The organism is Rhizobium sp. WSM1274, from assembly GCF_025200775.1.
GTDB classification, from domain to species: Bacteria; Pseudomonadota; Alphaproteobacteria; order Rhizobiales; family Rhizobiaceae; genus Rhizobium; species Rhizobium leguminosarum_I.
Genome location: NZ_CP104138.1, coordinates 3,167,942 through 3,191,354, shown reverse-complemented (window position 1 = coordinate 3,191,354; position 23,413 = coordinate 3,167,942). Strand labels below are relative to the sequence as shown.

22 protein-coding genes are annotated in these 23,413 nt (G+C 60.9%); 11 read left to right on the top strand and 11 right to left on the bottom strand.

All coding sequences use genetic code 11. From position 1 onward, the window contains the following. Positions 1–130 precede the first annotated feature (130 nt). The 5 genes from N2600_RS16065 (at position 131) to map (ending at position 4,855) form a co-directional block, all read left to right on the top strand. Positions 131–505 carry a YciI family protein gene (locus N2600_RS16065; protein ID WP_017965421.1) on the top strand — a complete coding sequence of 125 codons (375 nt, stop codon included), beginning with the start codon at positions 131–133 and terminating at the stop codon, positions 503–505. Further along, the gene (locus N2600_RS16060) at positions 502–1,761 is read left to right on the top strand and encodes an RNA polymerase sigma factor (RefSeq protein WP_260296781.1); all 1,260 of its coding nucleotides are present in this window, start codon (positions 502–504) and stop codon (positions 1,759–1,761) included. The genes N2600_RS16065 and N2600_RS16060 overlap by 4 nt, the downstream gene beginning before the upstream one ends. Positions 1,762–1,861: 100 nt before the next feature. Next, on the top strand, positions 1,862–2,329 hold the full coding sequence (locus N2600_RS16055; RefSeq protein ID WP_260296780.1) for an SRPBCC family protein: 468 nt from the start codon (positions 1,862–1,864) through the stop codon (positions 2,327–2,329). 571 nt (positions 2,330–2,900) lie between these two features. Beyond that, positions 2,901–3,962: an LLM class flavin-dependent oxidoreductase gene (locus tag N2600_RS16050; RefSeq protein WP_260296778.1), complete on the top strand. Its 1,062-nt coding sequence runs from the start codon at positions 2,901–2,903 to the stop codon at positions 3,960–3,962. A gap of 134 nt (positions 3,963–4,096) precedes the next feature. After that, positions 4,097–4,855, top strand: coding sequence for a type I methionyl aminopeptidase (gene map, locus N2600_RS16045; protein WP_260296777.1), 759 nt, complete (start codon positions 4,097–4,099; stop codon positions 4,853–4,855). 260 nt (positions 4,856–5,115) lie between these two features. On the opposite strand, the gene N2600_RS16040 is transcribed toward map, so the two are convergent. Beyond that, on the bottom strand, positions 5,116–5,691 hold the full coding sequence (locus tag N2600_RS16040; protein ID WP_003541914.1) for a PadR family transcriptional regulator: 576 nt from the start codon (positions 5,689–5,691) through the stop codon (positions 5,116–5,118). Between the two features lie 166 nt (positions 5,692–5,857). On the opposite strand from N2600_RS16040, the gene N2600_RS16035 reads away from it, so the two are divergent. Together N2600_RS16035 and sbmA are read left to right on the top strand one after the other, a co-directional pair. Then, positions 5,858–7,042: an MFS transporter gene (locus N2600_RS16035; protein ID WP_260296776.1), complete on the top strand. Its 1,185-nt coding sequence runs from the start codon at positions 5,858–5,860 to the stop codon at positions 7,040–7,042. A gap of 122 nt (positions 7,043–7,164) precedes the next feature. After that, the gene (gene sbmA, locus N2600_RS16030; RefSeq protein ID WP_170283076.1) at positions 7,165–8,430 is read left to right on the top strand and encodes a peptide antibiotic transporter SbmA; all 1,266 of its coding nucleotides are present in this window, start codon (positions 7,165–7,167) and stop codon (positions 8,428–8,430) included. A gap of 193 nt (positions 8,431–8,623) precedes the next feature. Here sbmA and N2600_RS16025 read toward each other — a convergent pair whose 3' ends face one another. Beyond that, a complete protein-coding gene (locus N2600_RS16025; protein WP_260296775.1) occupies positions 8,624–9,613 on the bottom strand; it encodes a polysaccharide deacetylase in 990 nt (329 codons plus the stop codon). A 122-nt stretch (positions 9,614–9,735) separates the two neighbouring features. Here N2600_RS16025 and N2600_RS16020 point away from each other — a divergent pair, with 122 nt between their 5' ends. The 3 genes from N2600_RS16020 to der all read left to right on the top strand — a co-directional run bounded on the left by N2600_RS16020 (position 9,736) and on the right by der (position 12,649). After that, complete coding sequence (locus N2600_RS16020) at positions 9,736–10,320, top strand: NnrU family protein (protein WP_170283074.1); 585 nt, start codon at positions 9,736–9,738, stop codon at positions 10,318–10,320. Between the two features lie 205 nt (positions 10,321–10,525). Next, positions 10,526–11,209, top strand: coding sequence for a tetratricopeptide repeat protein (locus tag N2600_RS16015; protein ID WP_260109183.1), 684 nt, complete (start codon positions 10,526–10,528; stop codon positions 11,207–11,209). A 15-nt stretch (positions 11,210–11,224) separates the two neighbouring features. Further along, positions 11,225–12,649, top strand: a complete 1,425-nt coding sequence (gene der, locus N2600_RS16010; RefSeq protein ID WP_017965410.1) for a ribosome biogenesis GTPase Der — start codon at positions 11,225–11,227, stop codon at positions 12,647–12,649. 406 nt (positions 12,650–13,055) lie between these two features. On the opposite strand, the gene N2600_RS16005 is transcribed toward der, so the two are convergent. Together N2600_RS16005 and N2600_RS16000 are read right to left on the bottom strand one after the other, a co-directional pair. Beyond that, entirely contained in the window at positions 13,056–14,240 is a 1,185-nt protein-coding gene (locus tag N2600_RS16005) for a glycosyltransferase family 4 protein (RefSeq protein WP_222331349.1), read from the bottom strand. Between the two features lie 245 nt (positions 14,241–14,485). Then, positions 14,486–15,526, bottom strand: coding sequence for a glutamine synthetase beta-grasp domain-containing protein (locus N2600_RS16000; protein WP_017965408.1), 1,041 nt, complete (start codon positions 15,524–15,526; stop codon positions 14,486–14,488). A 432-nt stretch (positions 15,527–15,958) separates the two neighbouring features. On the opposite strand from N2600_RS16000, the gene gstI reads away from it, so the two are divergent. After that, complete coding sequence (gene gstI / locus N2600_RS15995) at positions 15,959–16,150, top strand: glutamine synthetase translation inhibitor GstI (protein ID WP_017965407.1); 192 nt, start codon at positions 15,959–15,961, stop codon at positions 16,148–16,150. A 100-nt stretch (positions 16,151–16,250) separates the two neighbouring features. Here the strand turns inward: gstI and N2600_RS15990 are convergent, their stop codons facing one another. The 7 genes from N2600_RS15990 to N2600_RS15960 all read right to left on the bottom strand — a co-directional run bounded on the left by N2600_RS15990 (position 16,251) and on the right by N2600_RS15960 (position 23,311). After that, on the bottom strand, positions 16,251–17,180 hold the full coding sequence (locus N2600_RS15990) for a sugar kinase (RefSeq protein ID WP_260296774.1): 930 nt from the start codon (positions 17,178–17,180) through the stop codon (positions 16,251–16,253). Positions 17,181–17,345: 165 nt separating this feature from the next. Continuing rightward, positions 17,346–17,687 (bottom strand): hypothetical protein, encoded by a 342-nt coding sequence (locus N2600_RS15985; RefSeq protein ID WP_260296773.1) that lies wholly within the window; start codon positions 17,685–17,687, stop codon positions 17,346–17,348. A gap of 168 nt (positions 17,688–17,855) precedes the next feature. Next, positions 17,856–18,842, bottom strand: a complete 987-nt coding sequence (locus N2600_RS15980) for an ABC transporter ATP-binding protein (RefSeq protein WP_170260634.1) — start codon at positions 18,840–18,842, stop codon at positions 17,856–17,858. After that, entirely contained in the window at positions 18,835–19,842 is a 1,008-nt protein-coding gene (locus N2600_RS15975) for an ABC transporter ATP-binding protein (RefSeq protein ID WP_017965403.1), read from the bottom strand. Before N2600_RS15975 ends, N2600_RS15980 begins: the two co-directional genes overlap by 8 nt. 2 nt (positions 19,843–19,844) lie before the next feature. Continuing rightward, positions 19,845–20,762 (bottom strand): ABC transporter permease, encoded by a 918-nt coding sequence (locus N2600_RS15970; RefSeq protein WP_170254722.1) that lies wholly within the window; start codon positions 20,760–20,762, stop codon positions 19,845–19,847. Continuing rightward, positions 20,759–21,682, bottom strand: a complete 924-nt coding sequence (locus N2600_RS15965) for an ABC transporter permease subunit (protein ID WP_260296770.1) — start codon at positions 21,680–21,682, stop codon at positions 20,759–20,761. Before N2600_RS15965 ends, N2600_RS15970 begins: the two co-directional genes overlap by 4 nt. 48 nt (positions 21,683–21,730) lie before the next feature. Next, positions 21,731–23,311 (bottom strand): peptide ABC transporter substrate-binding protein, encoded by a 1,581-nt coding sequence (locus N2600_RS15960; protein WP_017965400.1) that lies wholly within the window; start codon positions 23,309–23,311, stop codon positions 21,731–21,733. Positions 23,312–23,413 lie beyond the last annotated feature (102 nt).

The following is a 23,413-nucleotide window of genomic DNA, read 5'->3' as shown; positions in this document are numbered from 1 at the left end:
ATGCTCAGCTATTTCTGCGGCTACTGCGGCGCCGTATTCGGGAAGATCACGAATTTCCGGTCAATAATTTTTTGATGCGGCCTGTCGGGTAAGCGGTTACTCCTTCGTCATTCAAAAAGAGGAGTGAGCGATGCTTTATGCAATCCTTTGTTACGCCCATGAGGAAACCGTCTTCGCCTGGACCAAGGAGGAGGAAGCTGCCGTCATGGAGAAACTCTACGCCGTGCAGGAGCCGCTTGCCGCATCCGGCAGGCTCGGCCCTGTCGGACGGCTGATGCCGACGACGGCTGCGACCACGGTGCGCAAGGGCAGGGACGAGCCCTTGGTCATCGATGGGCCTTTTGCGGAAACGAAAGAGGCGCTTCTCGGCTTCTACGTGGTCGACTTCGAAACGCTCGACGAGGCGATCGCCTTCTCGAAGCAGCTTTCATCCGTCAATCCAGGTTCCACCTCTTACGAAATTCGGCCTTTCTACGTCTTCAGGCCCGGAGATGCTTCATCATGACAGACATTGCCTGGATCGACCTCGCGCTTGCCTCTGCCCGCCCGAAGGCGCTCGGCGCGCTGCTGCGCTATTTTCGCAATCTCGATACCGCGGAAGAGGCGTTTCAGGAGGCGTGTCTGAGGGCGATCCGGACATGGCCGGAGAAAGGGCCACCGCGCGATCCCACGGCCTGGCTGATCTTCGTCGGACGAAACAGCGGCATCGATGCGGTGCGCAAGCGGGCGAAGATCCAGGCTTTGCCGGATGAGGACGTCGTCTCCGATACCGAGGATGCCGAAAGCGACATCGTCGAGCGGCTGGACGATTCCCATTATCGCGACGATATTCTGCGGCTGCTGTTCATCTGCTGCCATCCCGATCTACCCGCGACCCAGCAGATCGCGCTGGCGCTGCGCATCGTCTCCGGCCTTTCAGTGCCGCAGATCGCACGTGCCTTCCTGGTTTCCGAGAGCGCCATGGAACAGCGCATCACCCGGGCCAAGGCGCGCGTCGCCAGGGCAGGTGTGCCTTTCGAAACACCGAGCCCGCAGGAGAGGGCCGAGCGGCTCTCGATCGTCAGCACGATGATCTACCTGATCTTCAACGAGGGCTACAGCCAGGCGGATCCCAGGCATGAGGCGGCTGCCTTCAGCGACGAAGCGATCCGGCTAGCTCGGTTGATGATGCATATCTTCCCGTCGGAACCGGAGCTGATGGGGTTGCTTGCACTGATGCTCCTGCAGATCTCGCGCCGGCCGGCGCGCTTCAACGCCGGGGACGAGATCGTGCTGCTCGAAGATCAGGACCGGTCGCTCTGGAACCAACCCTTCATCAACGAGGCTTTAGCGCTGCTCGACAAGGCGCTGCGCCATCGTCAGCCCGCTCCTTATCAGATTCAGGCAGCCATCGCCGCTGTTCATTCCCGTGCAAAACGCGCCGAGGATACAGATTGGGTGGAGATCGATCTGCTCTATCGCGCGCTGGAGCGTCTCCAGCCGTCGCCTGTCATAACGCTAAACCGGGCCGTCGTCGTCTCCAAGCTCCAGGGTGCGCAGGATGCGCTCGACCTCATCGATCCGCTTGGCGAAAAACTCGGGGGCTATTTCTACTATCACGGCTTACGGGGCGGGCTGCTGAAGCAGCTTGGCTTGACCAGCCAGGCACGAGAAGCCTTCGACCGCGCCATTGCGCTCGCCCATTCGGCCGCTGAAGCAGCCCATATCCGTCGGCAGATCGACAAGATGCAGGAAGAGGCCACGCAGCCGATCGCAAAATAAAATGCGAAAAAGCCGGTGCGTTGTCGGAACAGCGAACTTCAACACGTCCTTGTAACAGCCTGACAGGAAACAGGTTTCATCCAAATGGAGAGATGTCGACATGACCGCCAGCACGCAACATGAACTCGTCCTCGTTCGCGAATTCGACGCGCCACGCGAGAAGATTTACAAGGCCTGGACCGATCCCGCCTTGCTGAAGCAGTGGTTCGTGCCGCGTCCCTGGGGTGTGGCGGAAGCAACGCTCGACGTCCGCCCCGGCGGTTCCAACGTCGTCGTCATGCATGACACCGAGGGCAATCAATACCCGAACCGTGGCGTCTATCTCGAAATCGTCGAGAACGAGAAGATCGTCTTCACCGATGCCTACACCAGCGCCTGGGTGCCTTCCGAGAAACCTTTCTTCACGGGCGTCATCCTGCTCGAAGATCTCGGCAACGGTCGCACCAAATATACCGCCAAGGCGCTGCACTGGCGCGCCGAGGACAAGGAAGCACACGAGAAGATGGGCTTCCACCAAGGATGGGGCAAGGCTGCAGACCAACTGGCGGAGTTGCTGGCGAAGATGTGAGCGGTAACGGGGCCGCGTCATCCTGACGTTCAAGCAAGGTTTGAGGCGGTTCGAAAGATGATTCCGCCGGTGCTGCGAAGCCGTTGAATTCAGATTCGAATTGATTGTTCTGGTCGGTTCGGGGCCTGGATCGCCCCGGATTTATTCTATGCTCGCAACCTCCGTGATCTTTTTGCCCGGCCGAGGAGAAGCGGGATAAAGACGCTGCCACGAATCTCTTCTCCCCAGCGGGGAGAAGGTGCCGGCAGGCGGTTTAGGGGGTGAGCGGCGAAGCCGCGAATGCACGGAGCGGAAGCGAAGGGCAATCAATGATGTAGTGCCGGGTGGCCCCCTCATCCGACCTTTCGGGCCACCTTCTCCCCGCTGGGGAGAAGAGGGAGCCAAGCCACAAGACTCCAGCGGCGCCGTGTCCACGGCGCAAGGACTCTTTGCCGTCTTGCGGTGAAGTCCATCGGCCGTCCGAAGCACAATGCCGCCCATCGAAATCGTCGAACATTCCGTTCCAGAATTTGTATTTGCGCTCCATCCCCGGCATCCTTATCTCAGCCGAGAATTCAAAAGGATGCCGACAATGGAACTGGGGCTTTACACATTCGCCGACGTCAATCCCAACCCTTCCCGCAGCAAGGGCGCGGAAGCGGCCGAACGGCTGAAGTATCTTATCGAGGAAATCGAGCTTGCCGATCAGGTGGGGCTGGACGTCTTCGGGCTCGGCGAACATCATCGGCCGGATTATGCGGCGTCGGCTCCCGCGGTCGCGCTGGCGGCCGCCGCCGTCAAGACGAAGAACATCCGGCTGACCAGTGCGGTCACCGTGCTCTCCTCCGATGATCCGGTGCGCGTCTTCCAGCAGTTTTCGACGCTCGACCTGATTTCCAACGGCCGAGCCGAGATCATGGCCGGGCGCGGTTCCTTCATCGAGTCCTTCCCGCTGTTCGGCTACAATCTCGAAGACTACGACCAGCTTTTCGAGGAGAAGCTCGATCTGCTGCTGGCGCTGCGCGACAGAGAGGTTGTGGAGTGGAAGGGCGAGCTTCGCGCGCCGATCAACGGGCGCGGTGTTTATCCGAGGCCGCTGCAGGATCCGTTGCCGCTCTGGGTCGCGGTCGGCGGTACGCCACAGTCGGTGGCGCGCGCCGGCGCGCTGGGCCTGCCGGTGGCGCTGGCGATCATCGGCGGCGAGCCGCGCCGTTTTGCGCCGCTCTTTGATCTCTACCGCGAGGCCGCGCGCCGGGCAGGGCAGGATCAGTCGAAGCTGAAGACCAGCATCAACGTCCACGGCTTCATTGCCGATACGATGGAGGCCGCGGCCGACCAGTTTTACGGACCTCAGGCCGAGGTGATGAACCGCATCGGCCGCGAGCGCGGCTGGGGGCCGACGAACCGGGCGCATTTCGACATGTCGCGCGGGCCGAACGGTGCGCTCTTCGTCGGCGATCCCGAGGTGGTCGCCGAAAAGATCATCGCCCATCACGCGCTTTTCAAGAACGATCGCTTTCTGCTGCAGATGGCGATCGGTCTGATGCCGCATGCCGAGATCATGCGCGGTATCGAGCTTTACGGTACGAAAGTCGCGCCGATCGTCAGAAAGGCGTTGACTGATAGCAGCGAAGAGGCGAAAGCCACGGCTTGATTGGCGCATACCCACGAAAATCGGAATCGATTTCGGAAGGGATTGTGCGCCACTTCAAAGTTATAGCGCGTCCTGTCGAACGCGCGGCGCTCTAGGGCGGCCACGGCCGTCCTGCGCAAGGTCGGAACAGACGAATGGTTATCGCAAACGACGACGAGTTGGTAAAGCTCAAGGAGATCGGCCGCATCTGTGCTAACGCCATCCAGGTGATGGCGGCGGCGATGGAGCCCGGCATGACGACGCTGGAGCTCGACCAGATCGGCCGCAAGGTGCTCGAGGATTCGGGCGCGCGCTCGGCGCCGGAGTTCTGCTACCAGTTTCCCGGTGCCACCTGCATCAGTATCAACGAGGAAATCGCCCACGGTATTCCCGGCCCGCGCGTCATCCGCGCCGGCGACCTCATCAACATCGACGTCTCGGCGGAAAAGGATGGTTTCTTTGCCGATACCGGTGCCTCCTTCGCGATGCCGCCGGTGAAGCCGAAGATCGAGCGGCTTTGCCGCGACGGCAAGCGGGCGCTCTGGGTCGGGCTCAACCAGGTGAAATCGGGCGAACCCTTGGCGAAGATCGGCACTGCCGTCGGTGCCTTCGCGCAGAAGAACCGCTATACGCTGGTCGCCAATCTGGCGAGCCACGGCGTCGGCCGCTCGCTGCACGAGGAGCCGGCCGAACTCTCGACCTGGCCGGATCCTTCGGAAAAACGGATGATGACGGAAGGCCTCGTCTTCACCGTTGAGCCGTTTCTCTCACTCGGCGCGACATGGGCCGAAGGCGGCGACGATGCCTGGACGCTCTATGCCGATCCGAAGGCGCCGACCGTGCAATACGAACACACGGTGGTGGCGACACGTAACGGGCCGGTGGTTCTGACCTTGCCGGATGAACGGGCGTAGGGCTGGGGCCGGTGTTATTCCGGCTGGGTGGGAGCACCCGCCTCGCCCTTCGAGGCCCCTGCGGGGCACCTCAGGGTGAGGCTCTCTTGGAGGCTTCACGCGTTGGCAGCAGAAGCCGTGCATTCTCCACACCTTTGCGGCATCCTCAAACGCACCTCACCGTGAGGTGCGAATCCCGTAGGGCATAGCCTCGAAGGGTCCTGCCGCAACGTCGCTTCTTGCCTGCCACGAACGATCGCCTCACCATTCGGCTCTCGTCCTCAGCCCCGCGTTCCCGGCCTGCCGCCTTGCAGGATTTCGGTGGCGGCGCGTTCGAGGATGCCGGCGATGCGGGCGGCTTCGGGTTTCGACCAGGGATAGCGCATCCGCATGGCCGAGCGCAGCAGCATGCGGGCGGCGCGGATATCACCACCGTCCTGCATGAAATCGCCGTCATCGCCTTCGTCGGCGCCGTGACGGTCGGTTTCGAAGACACGCTTCACATGGGCCATCTTCTCGCCGATGCGTTCCAGCTTGGCGAAGGTATGCAGGATCATGGCGCGGTTTTCCTCGACGCGGCCACGGCCGGCCTCTGTGATACGGTAGAGCTTCTTGGCGCCCTCCACCTCGACCTCGGCAAGGCCGGTTTCCTCGAGATAGGTGAGGGCGGGATAGATGACGCCGGGGCTCGGCACGTAGAAGCCGCCGGACCGCTCCTCCAGCAACTTTATCAATTCGTAGCCGTGGCGCGGCTGCTCAGCGAGCAGGGCCAGGATGACCAGTTGCAGATCGCCAGCCGCAAATTTGCGGCCCATGCGGAAATCTCCGCCGAACATGCCGCCTTTAAAACCTCTCATGGTTCTTCCTTTCATCGTTAGATGTATCGTTGACTATGTCGTAAAAGATATGTCGTAAGATAACTCTTTTCAAGAGAAGGTGAAAATTTCCGGCGTTTCGGGAAATTGATCGATCGATCAGAATTACTTGATTGTGATGCCGGTGCTGCGGCGCGATAAGCGCTGCATGCTGGCCCGCACCCGAAACTCCCCACCGAACCTCGTCTCCACCGCCGCTGCCGGCGCAGTTGCCATGGCCGCTGCCATGGGCTTCGGGCGCTTCTCCTACACGCCGATCCTGCCCGGTATGATCAGCGGCGTGCCGCTTTCGGCGGCAGATGCCGGCTTCATCGCATCGGCGAATTTCGTCGGTTATCTCGTCGGTGCCGTGCTTGCCGCCTATGGCTGGGCGGCCGGACGGGAGCGGCTGGTGGCGCTGCTGTCGCTGCTGGCAACCGCGATCCTGCTTGCCGCCATGGCGGCCACTGATTCCGTCGTCGTCTTTGCCATCATTCGCTTCCTGGCCGGTGTCGCCAGTGCCTTTGCGATGGTCTTCACCTCGTCGATCGTGCTCAGCCACGGGGCTGCTGCCGGCAACGACCATGTGCAGGCGGCGCATTTCGGCGGGCCGGGGGCGGGTATCGCGCTGTCTTCGGTTATGGTGCTGCTGATCGGCCTCGGCTTTCACGACGGGCCGGGCGGTTGGCGGGCCGACTGGATCGGCGGGGCGCTCTATTGCGCGGCAAGCCTTGTCGTCGTTTTCTTGCTGCTGCCGTCGTCGCCGGCGCAATCGGCGCAGGCAGGCAAGGAGCCGGCGCTCATCTGGCACCGGCCGATGGTGCTGCTGACGCTGTCTTACGGCCTGTTCGGCTTCGGCTACGTCATCACCGCGACCTTCCTCGTCACCATCGCGCGCCTTTCTGCAACGGGACCCTTCGTCGAATTCCTCTGCTGGTTCGTCGCCGGCTTGACGGCTGCGGTAGCGCTGTTTGCCTGGAAGCCTCTGGTCCGGCCGCTCGGGCTTGGCGGGGTCTATGTCGCAGCTCTTCTGGTCGAGGCCGCCGGGGTGCTCGCGACGGTGGCGCTGCCACCTTCCGTCGCACCGCTGATCGGTGGAGCGCTGTTCGGGGCGACGTTCCTGGCGATCACCGCTTACGGACTGCAGATCGGCCGCAAACTTTCGCCTGACAGTCCGCGGCGGATCCTGGCGATGATGACGGCTGCCTTCGGCGTCGGCCAGATCGTCGGGCCTGTCGTTGCCGGTTGGATCGCCGAGCGCGCAGGCAGCTTCACCGTCCCCACAGTGATCGCCGCCGTGGCCCTCGTCGTCTGCGCAGCGCTGGTGATGCCGGTGATCAAGAAAATCGCTTAACCGGTTACATCTCCGTAACAATCGGCCGAACCCATTGCTGCGTCCTTCGAACTGCCTTAGTTTCCGGCACAATCAGTGTTCGACACTCCCGAGACTCACAGTTCAGGAAAGCAAAGCCTCCCGTGTTTCATTCCTTTTTTCCGCAGCCAAAGGCGTTCTTTACTTCGCTCGTTGTTTGGACCCTGATTTCCATTGCCGGCTGGTATCTCTTCGCCGCCAGTCTCGGTGTATCGCTTGGCTATGCGCCGGTTCCCGAAGAGCAGCAACCGATCGACCTTTCGTTCTTCCTGCTGCCCGAAAATGTCTGGTTCTACAGCTATTTCCTTCTGTCGGCGGTGATCTTCTGCGGTGCATGGCATCTGAGGGCGCTGAACCACCCCTGGAAGATCTGGTCGATCTGGGGTTCGGCACTGATCATCTTCGTGACCTACTTCGGCGTCCAGATCAGCGTTGTGATCAATAACTGGCGCCGGCCGTTTGGTGACCTTCTGCAGAACGCATTGTCGAAGCAGCCAGGCATTTCCGTCGAGAATTTCTACACCTTGATGTGGGTCTTCTGCCAGATCGCATTCCTCAGCATGTTCGTGTCGATCATGACCGACTTCTTCACCAGCCATTACATCTTCCGCTGGCGAACGGCGATGAACAATTTCTACATGTCGAAGTGGGAAAAGCTTCGTCATATCGAAGGCGCCTCCCAGCGCGTTCAGGAAGATACGATGCGCTTTTCGAGCACGCTCGAAGGTCTTGGTATCAGCCTGATCAACTCGGTGATGACGCTCGTGGTATTCCTTCCGATCCTTCTGGCGCTGTCGCATTACGTGACCGAACTGCCGTTCATTGGGCCGGTGGCGAACTCGCTCTTTTGGCTGGCGCTGTTCTGGTCGGCGTTCGGCACGCTTCTGCTGGCGGTCGCCGGCATTAAGCTGCCGGGGCTGAATTTCCGCAACCAGCGCGTCGAAGCAGCTTATCGCAAGGAGCTCGTCTATGGCGAGGACCATGCGGAACGGGCTGACCCGCTGACAGTCAGGGAGCTGTTCGGTAACGTCCGTCGCAATTATTACCGCATGTATTTCCACTACATGTATTTCAATGTCGCCCGTTATTTCTACATCCAGGCCGACGCGCTCTTCGTGGTCTTCATGCTAGTGCCGACGATCGTGGCGGGCACTATCACTTACGGTATCTTCCAGCAGATCTCGACCGCATTCGGCCAGGTCAGCAACTCGTTCCAGTATCTCGTCAACTCCTGGACGACGATCATCGAGCTTCTGTCGATCCACAAACGCCTCAAGGCCTTCGAGGCCGCAATCGACGACGAACCGCTGCCTGAAATCGACCAGCGCTACCTGGAGCGTGAGACGGGCGTCGTGCACGCTGACGGTTGATGGGCGGGGCTTGTCCGTAATCGAAATGTCGGCGCGTGCGGCCCCCTCATCCGCCTGCCGGCACCTTCTCCCCGCCGGGTAGAAGGGGGAATCGCAGCGTCGCAACGAATCTCTTCTCCCCAGCGGGGAGAAGGTGCCGGCAGGCGGATGAGGGGGCCGCACGGCACGTCGGTTCGTCCAGATAATTGGCTCTTCAGAGCCCCGACGTCTGTTGCAATTTTCCGCGCACCTCGATCATCGGGATCGCTTCCGAATAGCTGACGCAAGCCACATCCGTTCGGTGGCAGACGTCGCTGACCAGTCGGTCAAGAGCACGCCAGTAGGCGCCGCCGTTCATTTCGACGAAGTGGAAGCCGAGCTGGAGCGGAATGCGGGCGCCGGCATATTGCTTGTCGAACGCCTCCTTGAAGGCGGCGTAGGCGCGGTTCTCGAATTCTGCGGAATCGGCGGTGTCTTCCTCACCCTTGGAGTGGCGGACGAAGAGATTGTAGTCCATGCCGATGATCGGCTTTTCGCTCGGGCCTTCGGGGATCAGCGGCAGGCCGAAGCGGATGATGCCGTCTTCCTCGACAGGCATGGCAGGGCCCTTGGTGACGAGGCTCGCGTCATAGCTGAGGCCCGCCTTCTTTTCGGCGGCGATCATGTCGGCGCCCGCTGTCGCCGACAGATAGGGCGCGCGAAAGCCCTCGATGCCGTGATCGACCAGATCCTGCCACCCGGCCGGCTCCTGGAGGCCGACGCTTCTCCAGGCATTCTTCAAGGTCGCGCGAAAGGTGGCATATTCGGCCGACCAGTCGGCCTCACTCCAGAGGCGGCCGTCGAAATGGCCGCAGGCGTGGCTAGATATGTCGTGGCCTTCGAGATGGGCGTGCCAGATATTGCCGAGGCGCTCGCGGATCTCGTCGTCGCTCTGGGCGAAGCCGACATTGGATTTTCCGCGTTTCTGGTGTGGCGCCTGGTAGGCCTTCTTCGCCGCCTCGTTCATCAGGAAAGTGCAGGAGAGAAAATAGGTGAAGTGGGCGCCGTTCTTCGCCGCCATCTGGCGACTCTTCAACCAGAGCGCATTGTCGTGGGCGCCGTCGAAGGAAATGATGACGAGCTGTTTCGGTCGGTCGGCCGCCTCGGCAATTGCCGCGATGAGAAGCGAAACAGAAAGGCAGGTGGAGAGGAGAAGACGGGACATGGACACCGCGACAATTTGGTTGGCGGTTTCCCTCCGATAGAATTGCGGCGAAGCTGCGGTCTCGCTGGCGTTTTTTCACGCCAGCCGGTAAGCCATGACAAACGGCACGGAAGGGATCCACAATGACATTGCTTATCGTCGGCATCATACTTTTCCTCGGGGTGCATCTGGTGCGGGTGGTGTTGCCGGACTTTCGTCGTTCGATGATCGCGAGCCTCGGCGAGAAGGGCTGGCGGGCGGTCTATTCGATTGCCAGCATCGCCACGCTGATCCTTTTGATCTACGGCTTCGGGCAGGCGCGCCATGTGACCGGCGTGCTTTACAATCCGCCGGTCTGGATGGCGCATATAACAATCACGCTGATGCTGATCGCGATGATCTGTCTCGTCGCCTCGCTGCTGCCAGCGGGGCATATCGCGACCAAGACCAAACATCCGATGGTGCTGTCGGTGAAGATCTGGGCGCTGGCGCATCTGCTCGCCAATGGCGAGACATCGTCGGTGCTGCTGTTTGGCGCTTTTCTCGCCTGGGGCGTCATCCTGCGCATTTCGCTTAAACGGCGGCAGCGGGCGGGCGAGATCACGCTCCGGCCGTTCGTCTCGGCCAAATACGATCTCTATGCTGTTGTCATCGGCATCGTCGTCTGGGCGCTGATCATCTGGGAGCTGCACGAATGGTTGATCGGGGTTTCGCCGCTCGTCATGTGACCGACGCATAACTCGAAAATAGATTCCAATTTTCGGAAAGGATTATGCGCGGATTCAAAGCGTTAGAGCGTCCTTAGCGCGTCCTGTTGGACGCGCGGCGCTCTAATCTTTCACATCCCCCTTACAACGGCGGCAAAATGGAGTAGAAGGCCCGACTATGTGCGTTTTGCACAGCGTGTGGGTATTTCCGCGGCCGGAGACGAGAATGGCATTCAACGACGACAGCTTCATCCGTGAAGTCAATGAGGAATTGCGGTCTGACCAGATGAAGGGCGTCTGGCGCCGGTTCGGCCGCTATATCATTGCTGTCGCCATCCTGATCGTCGTCGGTACCGCCGGCAAGGTCGTCTACGAGTATTGGGACGACAACCGCTCGTCGGGCACCGGCGATCAGTTCCTGGCGGCGATGAAACTTGCCGACGAGAACAAGAACGACGAGGCGCTCGCCGCGCTCGACAAGCTCGAGAAGGAAGGCCATGGCGCCTATCCGGTGCTGGCGCGCATGCGGGCCGCGACCGTTCAGGCGCAGAAGGGCGATAGCGCAGCGGCAATCGCCGCCTTCAACGAGATCGGCAAGGACAATGGCGTTCCCGCGGCCGTACGTGATGCCGCCAAGATGCGTGCAGGCTGGCTGCTCATCGAGAACGGCTCTTACGAGCAGGTTTCGGCGGCCATCGAGGAAATGGCCGTACCGGGCAACGCCTTCCGCCATTCGGCGCGTGAGGCACTCGGCCTTGCCGCCTATAAGGCCGGCAACATGGCGCAGGCGCGGCAGTGGTTCCAGTCGATCGTCGACGATACCGACAGCCCGCGCAATATTGCCAATCGCGCCCATATGATGCTTGATCTGATTACTGCATCCGGCAAGGCGCCCGCCGCTCAGGGCTGAGCTTAAGGAAAAAGAATGAGTTTCACGGTCGCCATCGTCGGTCGCCCGAATGTCGGCAAGTCGACACTTTTCAACCGGCTGGTGGGCAAGAAGCTGGCGCTTGTCGATGACACGCCGGGTGTAACCCGCGACCGTCGGCCGGGCGATGCGCGGCTGATGGGCCTGACTTTCACGATCATCGACACGGCTGGTCTGGAAGAGGCCGACGCGGAGAGCCTGCAGGGCCGGATGCGGGCGCAGACGGAAGCGGCGATCGACGAGGCGGATCTTTCGCTCTTCGTCGTTGACGCCAAGAGCGGACTGACGCCCGTCGACACCGACCTTGCCGAAATGCTGCGCCGGCGCGGCAAGCCGGTGGTGCTCGTTGCCAACAAATCCGAGGCGCGCGGCTCAGACAGCGGTTTTTACGACGCCTATACGCTCGGGCTCGGCGAACCGACGCCGATTTCGGCCGAACATGGGCAGGGCATGCTCGACCTGCGCGACGCCATCGTTGCGGCAATCGGCGAGGACCGAGCCTATCCCGCCAAGGAGGATGTCGCCGTCACTGACGTCGACATTCCGCAGACCGAAGGCGAGGGCAGCGACGAGGACGAGGAGCCGGCCTATGATGAGACCAAGCCGCTCCGGGTGGCGATCGTCGGCCGGCCGAATGCCGGCAAATCGACGCTGATCAATCGCTTCCTCGGCGAGGATCGGCTTTTGACCGGACCGGAGGCGGGCATCACTCGCGATTCTATTTCGGTCGAATGGGACTGGCGCGGCCGCACCATCAAGATGTTCGATACGGCAGGCATGCGCCGCAAGGCGCGGGTGATCGAGAAGCTGGAGAAGCTTTCGGTTGCCGATGCACTGCGCGCCATCCGCTTTGCCGAAACCGTCGTCATCGTCTTCGATGCGACGATCCCCTTCGAGAAACAGGACCTGCAGATCGTCGACCTGGTGCTGCGCGAGGGCCGTGCCGCCGTGCTCGCCTTCAACAAGTGGGACATGATCGAAGACCGGCAGGCGGTGCTTGCCGACTTGCGCGAAAAGACCGACCGGCTGCTGCCGCAGGCGCGCGGCATTCGCGCCGTGCCGATCTCCGGCCAGACCGGCTGGGGGCTCGACAAGCTGATGCAGTCGATCATCGACACGGACAAGGTCTGGAACAAGCGCATCTCGACGGCGCGGCTCAACCGTTGGCTGGAGACGCAGCAGATTCAGCATCCGCCGCCGGCCGTTTCCGGCCGCCGCATCAAGCTGAAATATATGACGCAAGTCAAAGCCCGCCCGCCGGCCTTCATGATTTCCTGCACCCGGTCGGATGCGCTGCCGGAATCTTATACGCGTTATCTGATCAACGGCTTGCGCGCCGATTTCGACATGCCGAGCGTGCCGATCCGCATCCATTTCCGCTCGCCTGACAATCCGTTCGAAGGCAAGAAGAGACGGACGTAGGCTTGGTTGACGCTGATTTGTGGCGTTTTGTGGAGTTGGGCCGGTGCCGTCTGGCCACCCCCCTCTGCCCTCATCTCCCCCACAAGGAGGGAGATTGGTAGGAGGTTTGACCATCGTTTCTCCTCTATCGGCGTAACGCCCATCAGCCCCGATCATTGTCTGGGGAAGCCATCACGCCGATCCGATCTCCCTCCTTGTCGGGGAGATGCCCGGCAGGGCAGAGGGGTATCATAAACACTGCGATAGCCATTCCGGCCCTTCAGCAGCGCTTCCGATCAACGCCTCGCGCAGCGCCACGATCTCGGCCGGCAGCGGGTGAAGTCTGCTGCATCGCAGTTGCTTCATGCTTCTAAACGCCATCGCCGAAACACCTGCCGTCCACAGCGCCTTGCACAAGTAAGAGCGATCAGTCCGCGGACGGGACAGGCCCGGCGGTCTCGCCGGGCTTTCTGCTTCTTGGAAGCGACTTGGTGGCAAATTGCCAGGCCTTCTTCCATTTCGGCGTGATCACGCCGTTGGCGGCGCGGATATTGTTGATGAACTGCAGCGTCGCCGCTTCCCAGGAATATTGCATGGCGAGTTCACGCGCCTTGATACGCGAGGCGGAGAGGGCGGCAAGGCAGGCTGTTTGCAGGTTTGTGTCGAGCGCCCCGACTTCGCTGTCCTCACCGATGATATCGAGCGGGCCGGTGACCGGATAGGCTGCAACGGGCACGCCCGATGCCAGTGCTTCGAGGATGGTGTTGCCGAAGGTGTCGGTGAGCGAGGGAAAGACGAAGACGTCGGCCTGGGCATAGGCTTTCGCCAGATCCTCGCCGAACTGCACGCCGGCGAAGAAGACCTCGGGATATTGCTTTTCAAGCTCTGCGCGGGCCGGACCGTCGCCAACGACGACCTTGGAACCGGGCAGATCGAGATCGAGGAATGCCGGCAGGTTCTTTTCCAGCGCCACGCGGCCGACGGTCATGAAGATCGGGCGCGACAGGCCGAAGGGGTTTTCCTCGAGCGCCATCGGACGGAACTGCGTGGCGTCGATGCCGCGGCTCCAGGGCATGAGGTTGCGGATGCCCTTTTCCGACAGTTCGCGGGCAAGGCTCGGTGTCGCTACCATGCAGCCGGCGCCGCCATTGTGGAACCAGCGGACGAAGGAGTAGAGCCAACTCTTCGGTATCGGCAGGCGCGCGGAAACGTATTCCGGGAAGCGGGTGTGGTAGCTCGTCGAAAACGGCATGCGGTTCTTCAGGCACCAGCGGCGGGCGGTCAGTCCCAGCGGACCTTCGGTGGCGATATGCACGTAGGAGGGATTGTGCTTTTCAATTTCGCGGGCGATGCGGCGGTAATTGGCGATCGACAGGCGGATCTCAGGATAGGTCGGGCAGGGGATGCTGTTGAAGCGCTCCGGCGTTACCATCGAAACCTCGATGCCCATCTTCGCCAGTTCGCGGTTGGTGTTCTCGATCGAACGCACGACGCCGTTGACCTGCGGGTGCCAGGCATCGGTGACGATCACCAGCCTCTCGGGCAGGTTTCCGGCGGCTGCGGAATTGGCCCAGCTCTCGCCGCTATTAGTGTTTGCCGGACGTTGCAGCATGTCACGATTTCCATCCGCGTTGCAGTGATATGCCAACGCTCAACCCCAAAGCGGGGTTCCGGAACGGCGATTCCCGCTTCTCTATTTTGAGGCATGACCATGATGGAAATATTACAGCCCATATTGCATGGATTGCAGGGCTTTCGCCTGACCGATCGCCCCGATTATGTCGGTAGCCGGCGGCGGTTTTCATACGGGAAAAAGAAGGTCACGGCGCCGATCGAGGACCGGCGCCGTTCGGGAAGTTAAGCGGCAGCGGAGGCCGAGCTTGCAGTCGGAACTTCCGAGATCGTCTTCAGAACCTGCGAAGCGATCTGGTAGGGGTCGCCTTGCGAGTTCGGGCGGCGATCTTCCAGATAGCCCTTGTAGTCGTTCTTGATGAAGGAGTGCGGCACGCGGATCGAAGCACCGCGGTCGGCAACGCCGTAGGAGAACTTGTTCCACGGAGCCGTCTCGTGCTTGCCGGTCAGGCGCTTGTCGTTATCGGGGCCGTAGACCGCGATGTGGTCCATGAGGTTCTTGTCGAACTGCGCCATCAGCGCTTCGAAATATTCCTTACCGCCGACTTCGCGCAGGTACTTGGTCGAGAAGTTGCAATGCATGCCCGAGCCGTTCCAGTCGGTGTCGCCGAGCGGCTTGCAATGATACTCGATGTCGATGCCGTACTTTTCGGTCAGGCGCTGCAGCAGGTAGCGTGCCATCCAGATCTGGTCGGCGGCCTTCTTGGAGCCCTTGCCGAAAATCTGGAATTCCCACTGACCCTTGGCCACTTCGGCATTGATGCCTTCGTGGTTGATGCCGGCAGCGAGGCAGAGGTCGAGGTGCTCTTCGACGATTTCGCGGGCAACGTCGCCGACGTTCGAGTAGCCGACGCCAGTGTAATAGGGTCCCTGCGGAGCCGGGTAGCCCTGCTCAGGGAAGCCGAGCGGACGGCCGTTCTGGTAGAAGAAATATTCCTGTTCGAAGCCGAACCAAGCATCTTCGTCGTCGAGGATGGTCGCGCGGGCATTCGATGCGTGCGGCGTAACGCCATCCGGCATCATGACTTCGCACATGACGAGAGCGCCGTTGGTGCGGGCCGGATCGGGATAAATGGCGACGGGCTTCAGCACGCAGTCAGAGCTGCGGCCCTCGGCCTGCATGGTCGACGAACCGTCGAAGCCCCACAGCGGAAGCTGCTCCAGCGTCGGGAATTCATCGAATTCCTTGATCTGCGTCTTGCCACGCAGGTTCGGTACCGGTGTGTACCCATCGAGCCAAATGTACTCGAGCTTAAATTTTGTCATCGCGACTCTCTCAGTGCTACAAAGGTGAGCAAATCCGGAGGCAATCTCGGCGCGCAAGCGCATCCGATCGCCAGGGATGACGCTTTAAAAGCACGTAGCGTGCCAGTTTTGGCGCCCCGCGAAAGAAAAATCGCGAATCAGCGTACCGACCGATTTTTTCCCTTTTGGATAATCGGGCTGTTTTTAACGCTCGCAGGCGGTATCGGCCATCGAAACGCACCTTTTCCATCTGGAACCGGATGAAAATTGCGGCGTTAAGCTGAAATGATGAAGTGTTAAACAAATTGGCGGAAGCTTTTGGTCGAGACAGCATGCCGACCGGCTACAATTGCAACATTGCTCTTATTTTGTGCAATTTGCATAAACTATGTGCATTATGCTATGGTAGCGGTCCTGAAATGTTGATGCGCCGAGCTGAATGGAGGCGATCTCATGCCCACCGGTTTCCACCGTGATTCCGCAACGATCTACCAGTTTCCCGTCAAGGCGATACGCAACGCCAACCGGTTCGAACGCGCCCGCCTGATGGAGCGCGAGGCAGCCGAAGTCTGCGATGCGGCGCTCGACAGCTGCTGGTACCATGACGAGGCGGTTCGCGAATCCGACCGGCCGACGAAGTCCTGATTTCCCCGGTCGCGAGGCAAGGACGCCGACAAAGCGGAGCGCGCCCGCACATGGCGTTCATACTGCGTCACCAAGACCTAAAGCTCGGTAAGCTGAAAGTTCACGAGGCTTGGCTGCCATCCAATCCAAGCTTTTCCTTTACGACCAATGCACCATGTTCGCTGACGACGCGGGCAGCGACCTTTGCTGCGAAACGGGCGGCGGCAGGAGCATCGCCTGCTTCGAGATACCGTGCGAGAAACGCGCCGTTGAAGCTGTCGCCGGCGCTGGTCGTGTCGACCACCTTCTTCACCTTTTCGGCCGGAACGAAGGTTTGCTCGCCGGCAAAATTCAGCGTGACACCGTCAGCGCCGTTCTTGACGACGATATCGATGGCACCTAGCGCGCGATAGCGATGGATCGTCGCCTCGATGGAATCATCGCCGAAATGGGCGGCCTCGTCGTCGAAGCTCGGCATGACGAGCACGGCGGAGCGGGCGCCTTCGCTAATTGTCGTGTGCATCACGTCGTAGCTCGACCAGAGGCGCGGGCGGATGTTTGGATCGAAGACGACGAGCTTGCCGGCGGCCTTGGCGCGACGAACTTCGGCGAGCAGCGTCTCGGCATCCTCATGCGGCAGGATGGCAAGGGTGATGCCGGAGAAATAGATGACGGCAGCGCTTTCCACCGCCTCGCGCAGACTGTCCGGATCGGCAGCCAGGCTGCGGGCGGCCGAGCTGTCGCGCCAGTAGCTGAAGGAGCGTTCGCCATTTTTCAGGTTGATCATATAGAGGCCGGGCGTCCTGCCCCGGATACGGCGGATGAGGCTCGTGCCGATGCCTGACGTGTCGATGAAGGCCAGCATCTCATCCGACATGGCGTCGTCACCGAGGGCGGTGAAATAATCGACCGACCAGTCGGCGGCAAGGCAGGCGCGGGCATACCAGGCGGTGTTGAAGGTATCGCCGGCAAAGCCCTTGCGCAGCAGGCCGTCGCCTGCTTGCGAGAGTTCCACCATGCATTCACCGATCGATAGAAACCGTCCGCTCACTCTGTCCTCCCGGCATTTAGGGCGCCGCGCGTCCAACAGGACGCGCTATCACTTTGAATTGGCGCACAATCGCTGATACGCGGAGCCGGGCAGAGTGACAAGCGTCGATATCACGAGAGATGAAAGCCCGCCTTCACGGACGAGGCGAAGGCGGGCTCTTAATACCTATTCGTGGATGGTGTAGCTGCCCATCGCGCAAAGGTCCTGCGTATCTTCGGTGGTTTCGAGGTTTGAGTCTTCCTCGAATTCGAAGCGCATGTCGTATTTGCAGACGGTTCGGCCGTCGGCGATGGTGATATCCATGGTTTCGCCCGGATCGAGAACGTTCTCGCCGAAGACGTCTTCTTCCCAGTTGTCGACGCCGGTCGGCGAGCTGTAGAAGCGCGTCAGCACGGAGTTCGTTCCGTTGATGAGCTTGAACGTCAGATCTTCGGCATGCGACGAAACGGCGGAGACGGCAATCATGGCCGCGGTAAGTGCGAATACACCTGATATTTTCGATTTCATATATGCGTTCCCCTGGCTTGCGATTAGGCCGAAATGGGATAACACATGCTTATAAAGGCTTTCTTATCAGGGTCTTTAGACACCAAAATAAGTCTGCTTCGCTCCGAAACGGATGGCGCACTGGGCATTCTTATGAGCTGACGGCCGCTTGCGCGACCGCCGTTCCATTCACGGCCTGTCCATATGATAACAGGCGGCTGTCTGGCCGGGGCGGACCTGCTCTGTTGGCGGCATTTCGGTGCGACAGATGTCGGTCGCCTTCCAGCAGCGCGGTGAGAAGACGCAGCCTTTCGGCGGGTTGAGCGGCGACGGCGGATCGCCCTGCAGGCGGATGCGCGTGCGCAGCCGTGCAAGTTTCGGATCCGGGACCGGCGCGGCGGAAAACAGCGCCTGCGTATAAGGGTGGGCGGGATGATCGAAGACGGTGGCGCAGTCGCCGGCTTCCACCACCCTGCCGAGATAGAGTACCAGCACATCGTCGGAGATCAGGCGCACGACGGAGAGGTCGTGGCTGATGAAGATCAGCGTCAGGCCGAATTCCTTGCGCAGCTTGCGCAGAAGCGTGATCACCTGTCCCTGGATCGAGACGTCGAGGGCCGAAACCGGCTCATCGCAGATGATGAGCTTCGGCTTGGTGACCACCGCGCGGGCGATGCCGATGCGTTGCGCCTGGCCGCCGGAGAATTCGTGCGGATAGCGGTTGATCATCTCCGGCACCAGGCCGACGGCGGTCATGATGTCGCGGACGCGTTCGGTGCGCTCGGCCCTCGTAAGCTTCGGCTCGAAGACGGTGAGCGGCTCGGCGATGATATCGCCGACCGTCATCCGCGGGTCGAGCGAGGCGATCGGATCCTGGAAGATGATCTGCATGTCGCGGCGGGCGGCGCGCATCTCCTCATCCGTGAGGTCGAGCAGGTTGCGGCCCTGCCAGAGGATGCGGCCCTTCTGCGATTTCAGCAGCCGCAGGATGGAACGGCCGAGCGTCGACTTGCCGCAGCCGGATTCGCCGACTATCCCGAGCGTGCGACCTTCGCTGAGGTCGAAGCTGACATTGTTGACGGCGGTCAGGAAGATCGGCGGCTTGAAGAGGCCTTTCGCCGGCAGTTCGAATTGGGTCGTCAGATTCTCGACCCTCAGAAGCGATCGATCAGCCATGGTTCAACAGCTCCTCGCGGCGGGGAAAGGGGTGGTAACAGGCCGCGCAATGGCGCAGCGCCAGCGTTTCGAGCGGTGGCGGGCGGTCGATGCAATCGTCCTGGACCTGCGAACAGCGCGGCGAAAAATTGCAGCCCTTCGGCAGGTGCTGCAGGTTCGGCGGACGGCCGGGAATGACGACGAGGTCGTCGACGTCCTGGTCCGGGCGCGGGATCGAGGCATGCAGCGCTGCGGTATAGGGATGGGCGGGGTTGTCGAAGAGTTCGTCGACGGGCGCCTCCTCGACGATGCGGCCGGCATACATGACGGCGACGCGGTCGGCGAGGCCGGCAACGACGCCGAGATCGTGGGTGATCATGATCAGCGCCGTGTTCATCTCCGCCGTCAGATCGTTAAATAGATCAAGGATCTGCGCCTGGATTGTGACGTCGAGCGCTGTCGTCGGCTCGTCGGCGATCAATAGCTTCGGCCGGGTGAGCAGCGCCATGGCGATGACGATGCGCTGGCGCATGCCGCCCGAGAGTTCGTGCGGGTAGAGGTGGAAGCGCCGCGTCGGGTCGGGGATGCCGACGCGTTTGAGCATGTCGAGGGCAGCAGTGGATGCGGCGCGTGCCGTCAGCCCGCCGTGAACCTCAAGCTGTTCCGTCAGTTGCCTTGAAATCTTCAGCGAGGGGTTTAAGGCGGTCATCGGGTCCTGGAAGACCATGGCCATGTCCTTGCCGCGGATCTGGTCGAGCTCGCGCGGCTTCAGCGCCAGCACGTCCTTGCCTTCGAGCAGCGCCTGTCCCGTTGTTTTGCCGTTCTTGGCAAGCAGGCCCATGATGCCGAGGAAGGTCTGGCTCTTGCCGGAACCGGACTCGCCGACGATGGCGATGCGTTCGCCGCGCCTGACCGTCAGGTTCATGTTGGAGACCGCCTTCACCTCTCCATCCGGCGTTTTGAAGGTGATCGAGTAGTCTTTGAGTTCGAGAAGGGTGTCTTTTTGTGTTTCGTGGAGCATTTTTAGCGATCCTTCGGGTCGAACGCGTCGCGCAGGCCGTCGCCGATGAAGAGCAGGCTGAGCAACAGGGCCACGAGGAAGCTTGCCGGGAAGACCAGCAGCCACGGCATGCTTTCCATGGCATCGGTTCCCTCGGCGATCAGCGTGCCGAGCGAGGTCAGCGGTTCCTGCACGCCGAAGCCGAGATAGGAAAGGAAGCTTTCGGTGGCGATGATTTCAGGCACGGTCAACGCTGCGAAGATGACCACCGGTCCGACAAGGTTCGGGATGATGTGCTTGATGATGATCTTGAACGGCCGCTGCCCGGATGCGCGGGCCGCTTCGATGAATTCGCGATGCTTGATCGACAGCGTCTGGCCGCGCACGATGCGGGCCATGGTCAGCCATTCCAGTGCGCCGATGGCGGCAAAGAGCAGATAGACGTTGCGGCCGAAGATCACCATCAGCAGGATGACGAAGAGGATATAGGGAAGCGCATACATGATATCGACGAAGCGCATCATGATCGCATCCAGCCTGCCGCCGATATATCCCGATACCGCACCGTAGAGCACGCCGATGAAGACGGAGACGACGGTCGCCGTCAGCGCCACGGCCAGCGAGACGCGGGTGCCGTAAAGGGCGCGGGCGAGAAGGTCGCGGCCATTCGGGTCGGTACCGAAATAGTGGCCTGTCTCGATCGAGGGCGGGATGCGGAAAGCCGCCCAATCCGGATCCTCGTAGTTGAAGGGAATGAACCACGGGCCGAGAAAGGCGGCGAGGATCAGAACCGTCAACACGACGATCGACAGGACGGCGGCCTTGTTGCGCCCGAGGCGGCGCAAGGCATCCTTGGTGAGCGAGCGGCTTTCAGGCGCAAGGCCTTCCGCCTCCAGCAGCTCCTGCGCGAGCAGCTCGCGCTTTGCGGGGTTGAGGATCATCTGTTTCTCACTTTCGGATCGAGCCACGCATAGGCGATATCGACGAGAAGGTTCAGGAACACGATCAGCATCATGTAGAAGATGACGGTGCCGAGAACCATGCCGTAATCACGGTTCAGCGCTGCGTTGACGAAATAGCGGCCGATGCCGGGCAATCCGAAGATGCTCTCGACAACCAGCGAGCCGGTGAGAAGGTAACTTGCGGCCGGCCCGAGGTAGGAGACAACAGGCATCAGCGCAGGTTTCAGCGCATGGCGCATCACGGTGAGCCGCGGGCCGATGCCCTTGGCCTTGGCGGTGCGGATGAAGTTCTGGTTCATGACTTCGATCATCGAGCCGCGCGTGATGCGCGAGATACGGCCGGCATGCGGCAGGGCAAGCACGACGATCGGCAGGATGAGGTATTTGATCGAGCCGTCACCCCAGCCGCCAACCGGAAACCACGCGAGATGGATGCCGAAGACGAGCTGCAGGATCGGCGCAATCAGGAAGTTCGGCAATACGACGCCGATCAGGATGAGCGCGCCCAGAATATAATCCGGCGCCTTGTTCTGATAGAGCGCCCCAAGACAGCCGACGGCCACGCCAACAATGATAGCAATCAGGAAGGCGGCCGTACCAATAGTGAAGGTATAGGGCAGACCGATCATGATCTGCTGGGCGACGGTGAAATCTTCGCTGGCGAAGGACGGGCCGAGATCGCCTCGGAGCAGGTCACCGACATAAATCAGGTACTGCTGGATGAGCGGCTTGTCGAGATTGTAGTGGATCGCAAGGTTCTTCAGGATCACCGGCGGCAATGGCCTTTCGCCATCGAAAGGGCCGCCGGGGGCAAGGCGCAAAACAAAAAACGAGGCTGTCACGGCGATCCACATGACGGGGATCGTCGACAGCAGGCGACGGAGGGCATATTTGATCATGATCGTGGGCCGGTCCTTTCCGCAACGCGCGGAAAGGACCGTTTTCCCTTACTCTTTCATCGACAGCCAGCGGGTGCGGTGGATGTCTTGAATGTTATCGACGAAGCCTTCGATCTTCGGCGAAACGACATTCTTCGAGACGTAGTAGTAGATCGGCAGAGCGGCGGACTCATCGAGCGCTAACTGTTCGGCCTTCTTGAAGATCGCGGCACGCTTGGTGAGATCCGTCTCGGCGTTGCCTTCCTTGATCATCTTGTCGTACTCGGGATTGGACCAGCGGCCGTAGTTCATCTGCACGCCTGTCACCAGGAGGTTCAGGAAGTTGTCCGGGTCGTTGTAGTCGGCGAGCCAGCCGGCGCGGCCGATTTCGACCTGGCCACGCTGCATCTGGTCGTAATGCACCTTGGTTTCGGCGTTGACGAGCTCGACATCGACGCCGAGCGGCTTCCACATGGAGGCGATGGCGACGGCAATGCGCTTGTGGTTGTCGTTGGTGTTGTAGCTCAGCACGGCGTGCAGCGGCTTGTCCGGGCCGAAACCGGCTTCGGTCAGAAGCTTCTTGGCTTCGGCGACCTTCTCGCTATAGGGCAGGTCCTTCCAGCTGACATAGGCCGGCTCGCCGTAATTCGCCGTGCCTGGCGGAACCCAAGAATAGGCAGGCAGTTCGCCGGTGCCGAGGATTTGCGGGCCGATGACTTCACGGTTGATCGCCATGGAGAGTGCCTGGCGGACGCGCTTGTCGCTGAAGGGCGGCTTCTGCGAGTTGACGACGTAATAGTAGAGGCCGGAGAAGGGGGCGACATGCGCCTGGCCAGGCAGGTTCTTCTTCATCCATTCGTATTGGTCGGTCGGGAAATCGGTGAGGATATCGAATTCGCCGGCGCGGTAGCGTTTCAGCGCGGCTTCCTGGTCTTCAAGCACGAAGAACTTCGCGCCGTCGATCTTCAGGTCCTTGGTGTCATACCACTGATCATTCTTGACTGTGGTGACATGCGAGCCCGGAACCCATTCGACCGGCTTGTAGGGGCCGTTGGTGACGATGTTGCCAATCTTGACCCAATCCTGGCCCTTCGCCTCGACGACATGCTTCGGCAGCGGATAGGCAGTGTAATGCATCAGGGCATTGAGGAAATAAGGGGTGGCATTTTCAAGCGTGATTTCGAGCGTCTTGTCGTCGATCGCCTTAACGCCAAGCTGGTTGAGGTCGGTGATCTCACCCTTGTTGATCTTTTCCGCGTTCTTGATGGTGAACTGCAGATAGGCATAGTCGGCGGCATTCTTCGGGTCGACGAGGCGCTGGAAGGCGAAGACGAAGTCTCCTGCCGTTACCGGCTGGCCATCGGACCACTTGATGCCGTCGCGAAGCTTGAAGGTGTAGACCTTGCCGTCAGGCGAAATCGTCCAGCTTTCAGCCTGACCGGGGACCGGATTGTCCTTGGCGTCCTCGGTGACGAGACCTTCGAAAATGTCGCCGGCGATACGGTTCTCCCAGTCGCCGGAAAGCTTCTGCGGATCGAGCGACTGCGGGTCGCCACCATTGTGAATGTTGAGCGTGGCCGCATGGGCCGAAAACGCCAGCAATGTGCCAAGCATTGCAGAGGCGAGAAATTTTTTCCCGAAATGGTTCATGGTGGGTCCACCTTTCTAGGCTTTGCGCCTTTATTAGACATTTGTTCCCGGTGTTTGACCTCTTACGTACAGGTCAGTGCGCACATTATCGCAAAGGCTTCG

Coding starts and splice junctions, on each gene's coding strand:
- N2600_RS16065 (WP_017965421.1), top strand. CDS start 131: ATGCTTTATGCAATCCTTTGTTACGCCCATGAGGAAACCGTCTTCGCC.
- N2600_RS16060 (WP_260296781.1), top strand. CDS start 502: ATGACAGACATTGCCTGGATCGACCTCGCGCTTGCCTCTGCCCGCCCG.
- N2600_RS16055 (WP_260296780.1), top strand. CDS start 1,862: ATGACCGCCAGCACGCAACATGAACTCGTCCTCGTTCGCGAATTCGAC.
- N2600_RS16050 (WP_260296778.1), top strand. CDS start 2,901: ATGGAACTGGGGCTTTACACATTCGCCGACGTCAATCCCAACCCTTCC.
- map (WP_260296777.1), top strand. CDS start 4,097: ATGGTTATCGCAAACGACGACGAGTTGGTAAAGCTCAAGGAGATCGGC.
- N2600_RS16040 (WP_003541914.1), bottom strand. CDS start 5,691: ATGAGAGGTTTTAAAGGCGGCATGTTCGGCGGAGATTTCCGCATGGGC.
- N2600_RS16035 (WP_260296776.1), top strand. CDS start 5,858: ATGCTGGCCCGCACCCGAAACTCCCCACCGAACCTCGTCTCCACCGCC.
- N2600_RS16025 (WP_260296775.1), bottom strand. CDS start 9,613: ATGTCCCGTCTTCTCCTCTCCACCTGCCTTTCTGTTTCGCTTCTCATC.
- N2600_RS16020 (WP_170283074.1), top strand. CDS start 9,736: ATGACATTGCTTATCGTCGGCATCATACTTTTCCTCGGGGTGCATCTG.
- N2600_RS16015 (WP_260109183.1), top strand. CDS start 10,526: ATGGCATTCAACGACGACAGCTTCATCCGTGAAGTCAATGAGGAATTG.
- der (WP_017965410.1), top strand. CDS start 11,225: ATGAGTTTCACGGTCGCCATCGTCGGTCGCCCGAATGTCGGCAAGTCG.
- N2600_RS16005 (WP_222331349.1), bottom strand. CDS start 14,240: ATGCTGCAACGTCCGGCAAACACTAATAGCGGCGAGAGCTGGGCCAAT.
- N2600_RS16000 (WP_017965408.1), bottom strand. CDS start 15,526: ATGACAAAATTTAAGCTCGAGTACATTTGGCTCGATGGGTACACACCG.
- gstI (WP_017965407.1), top strand. CDS start 15,959: ATGCCCACCGGTTTCCACCGTGATTCCGCAACGATCTACCAGTTTCCC.
- N2600_RS15985 (WP_260296773.1), bottom strand. CDS start 17,687: ATGAAATCGAAAATATCAGGTGTATTCGCACTTACCGCGGCCATGATT.
- N2600_RS15980 (WP_170260634.1), bottom strand. CDS start 18,842: ATGGCTGATCGATCGCTTCTGAGGGTCGAGAATCTGACGACCCAATTC.
- N2600_RS15975 (WP_017965403.1), bottom strand. CDS start 19,842: ATGCTCCACGAAACACAAAAAGACACCCTTCTCGAACTCAAAGACTAC.
- N2600_RS15970 (WP_170254722.1), bottom strand. CDS start 20,762: ATGATCCTCAACCCCGCAAAGCGCGAGCTGCTCGCGCAGGAGCTGCTG.
- N2600_RS15965 (WP_260296770.1), bottom strand. CDS start 21,682: ATGATCAAATATGCCCTCCGTCGCCTGCTGTCGACGATCCCCGTCATG.
- N2600_RS15960 (WP_017965400.1), bottom strand. CDS start 23,311: ATGAACCATTTCGGGAAAAAATTTCTCGCCTCTGCAATGCTTGGCACA.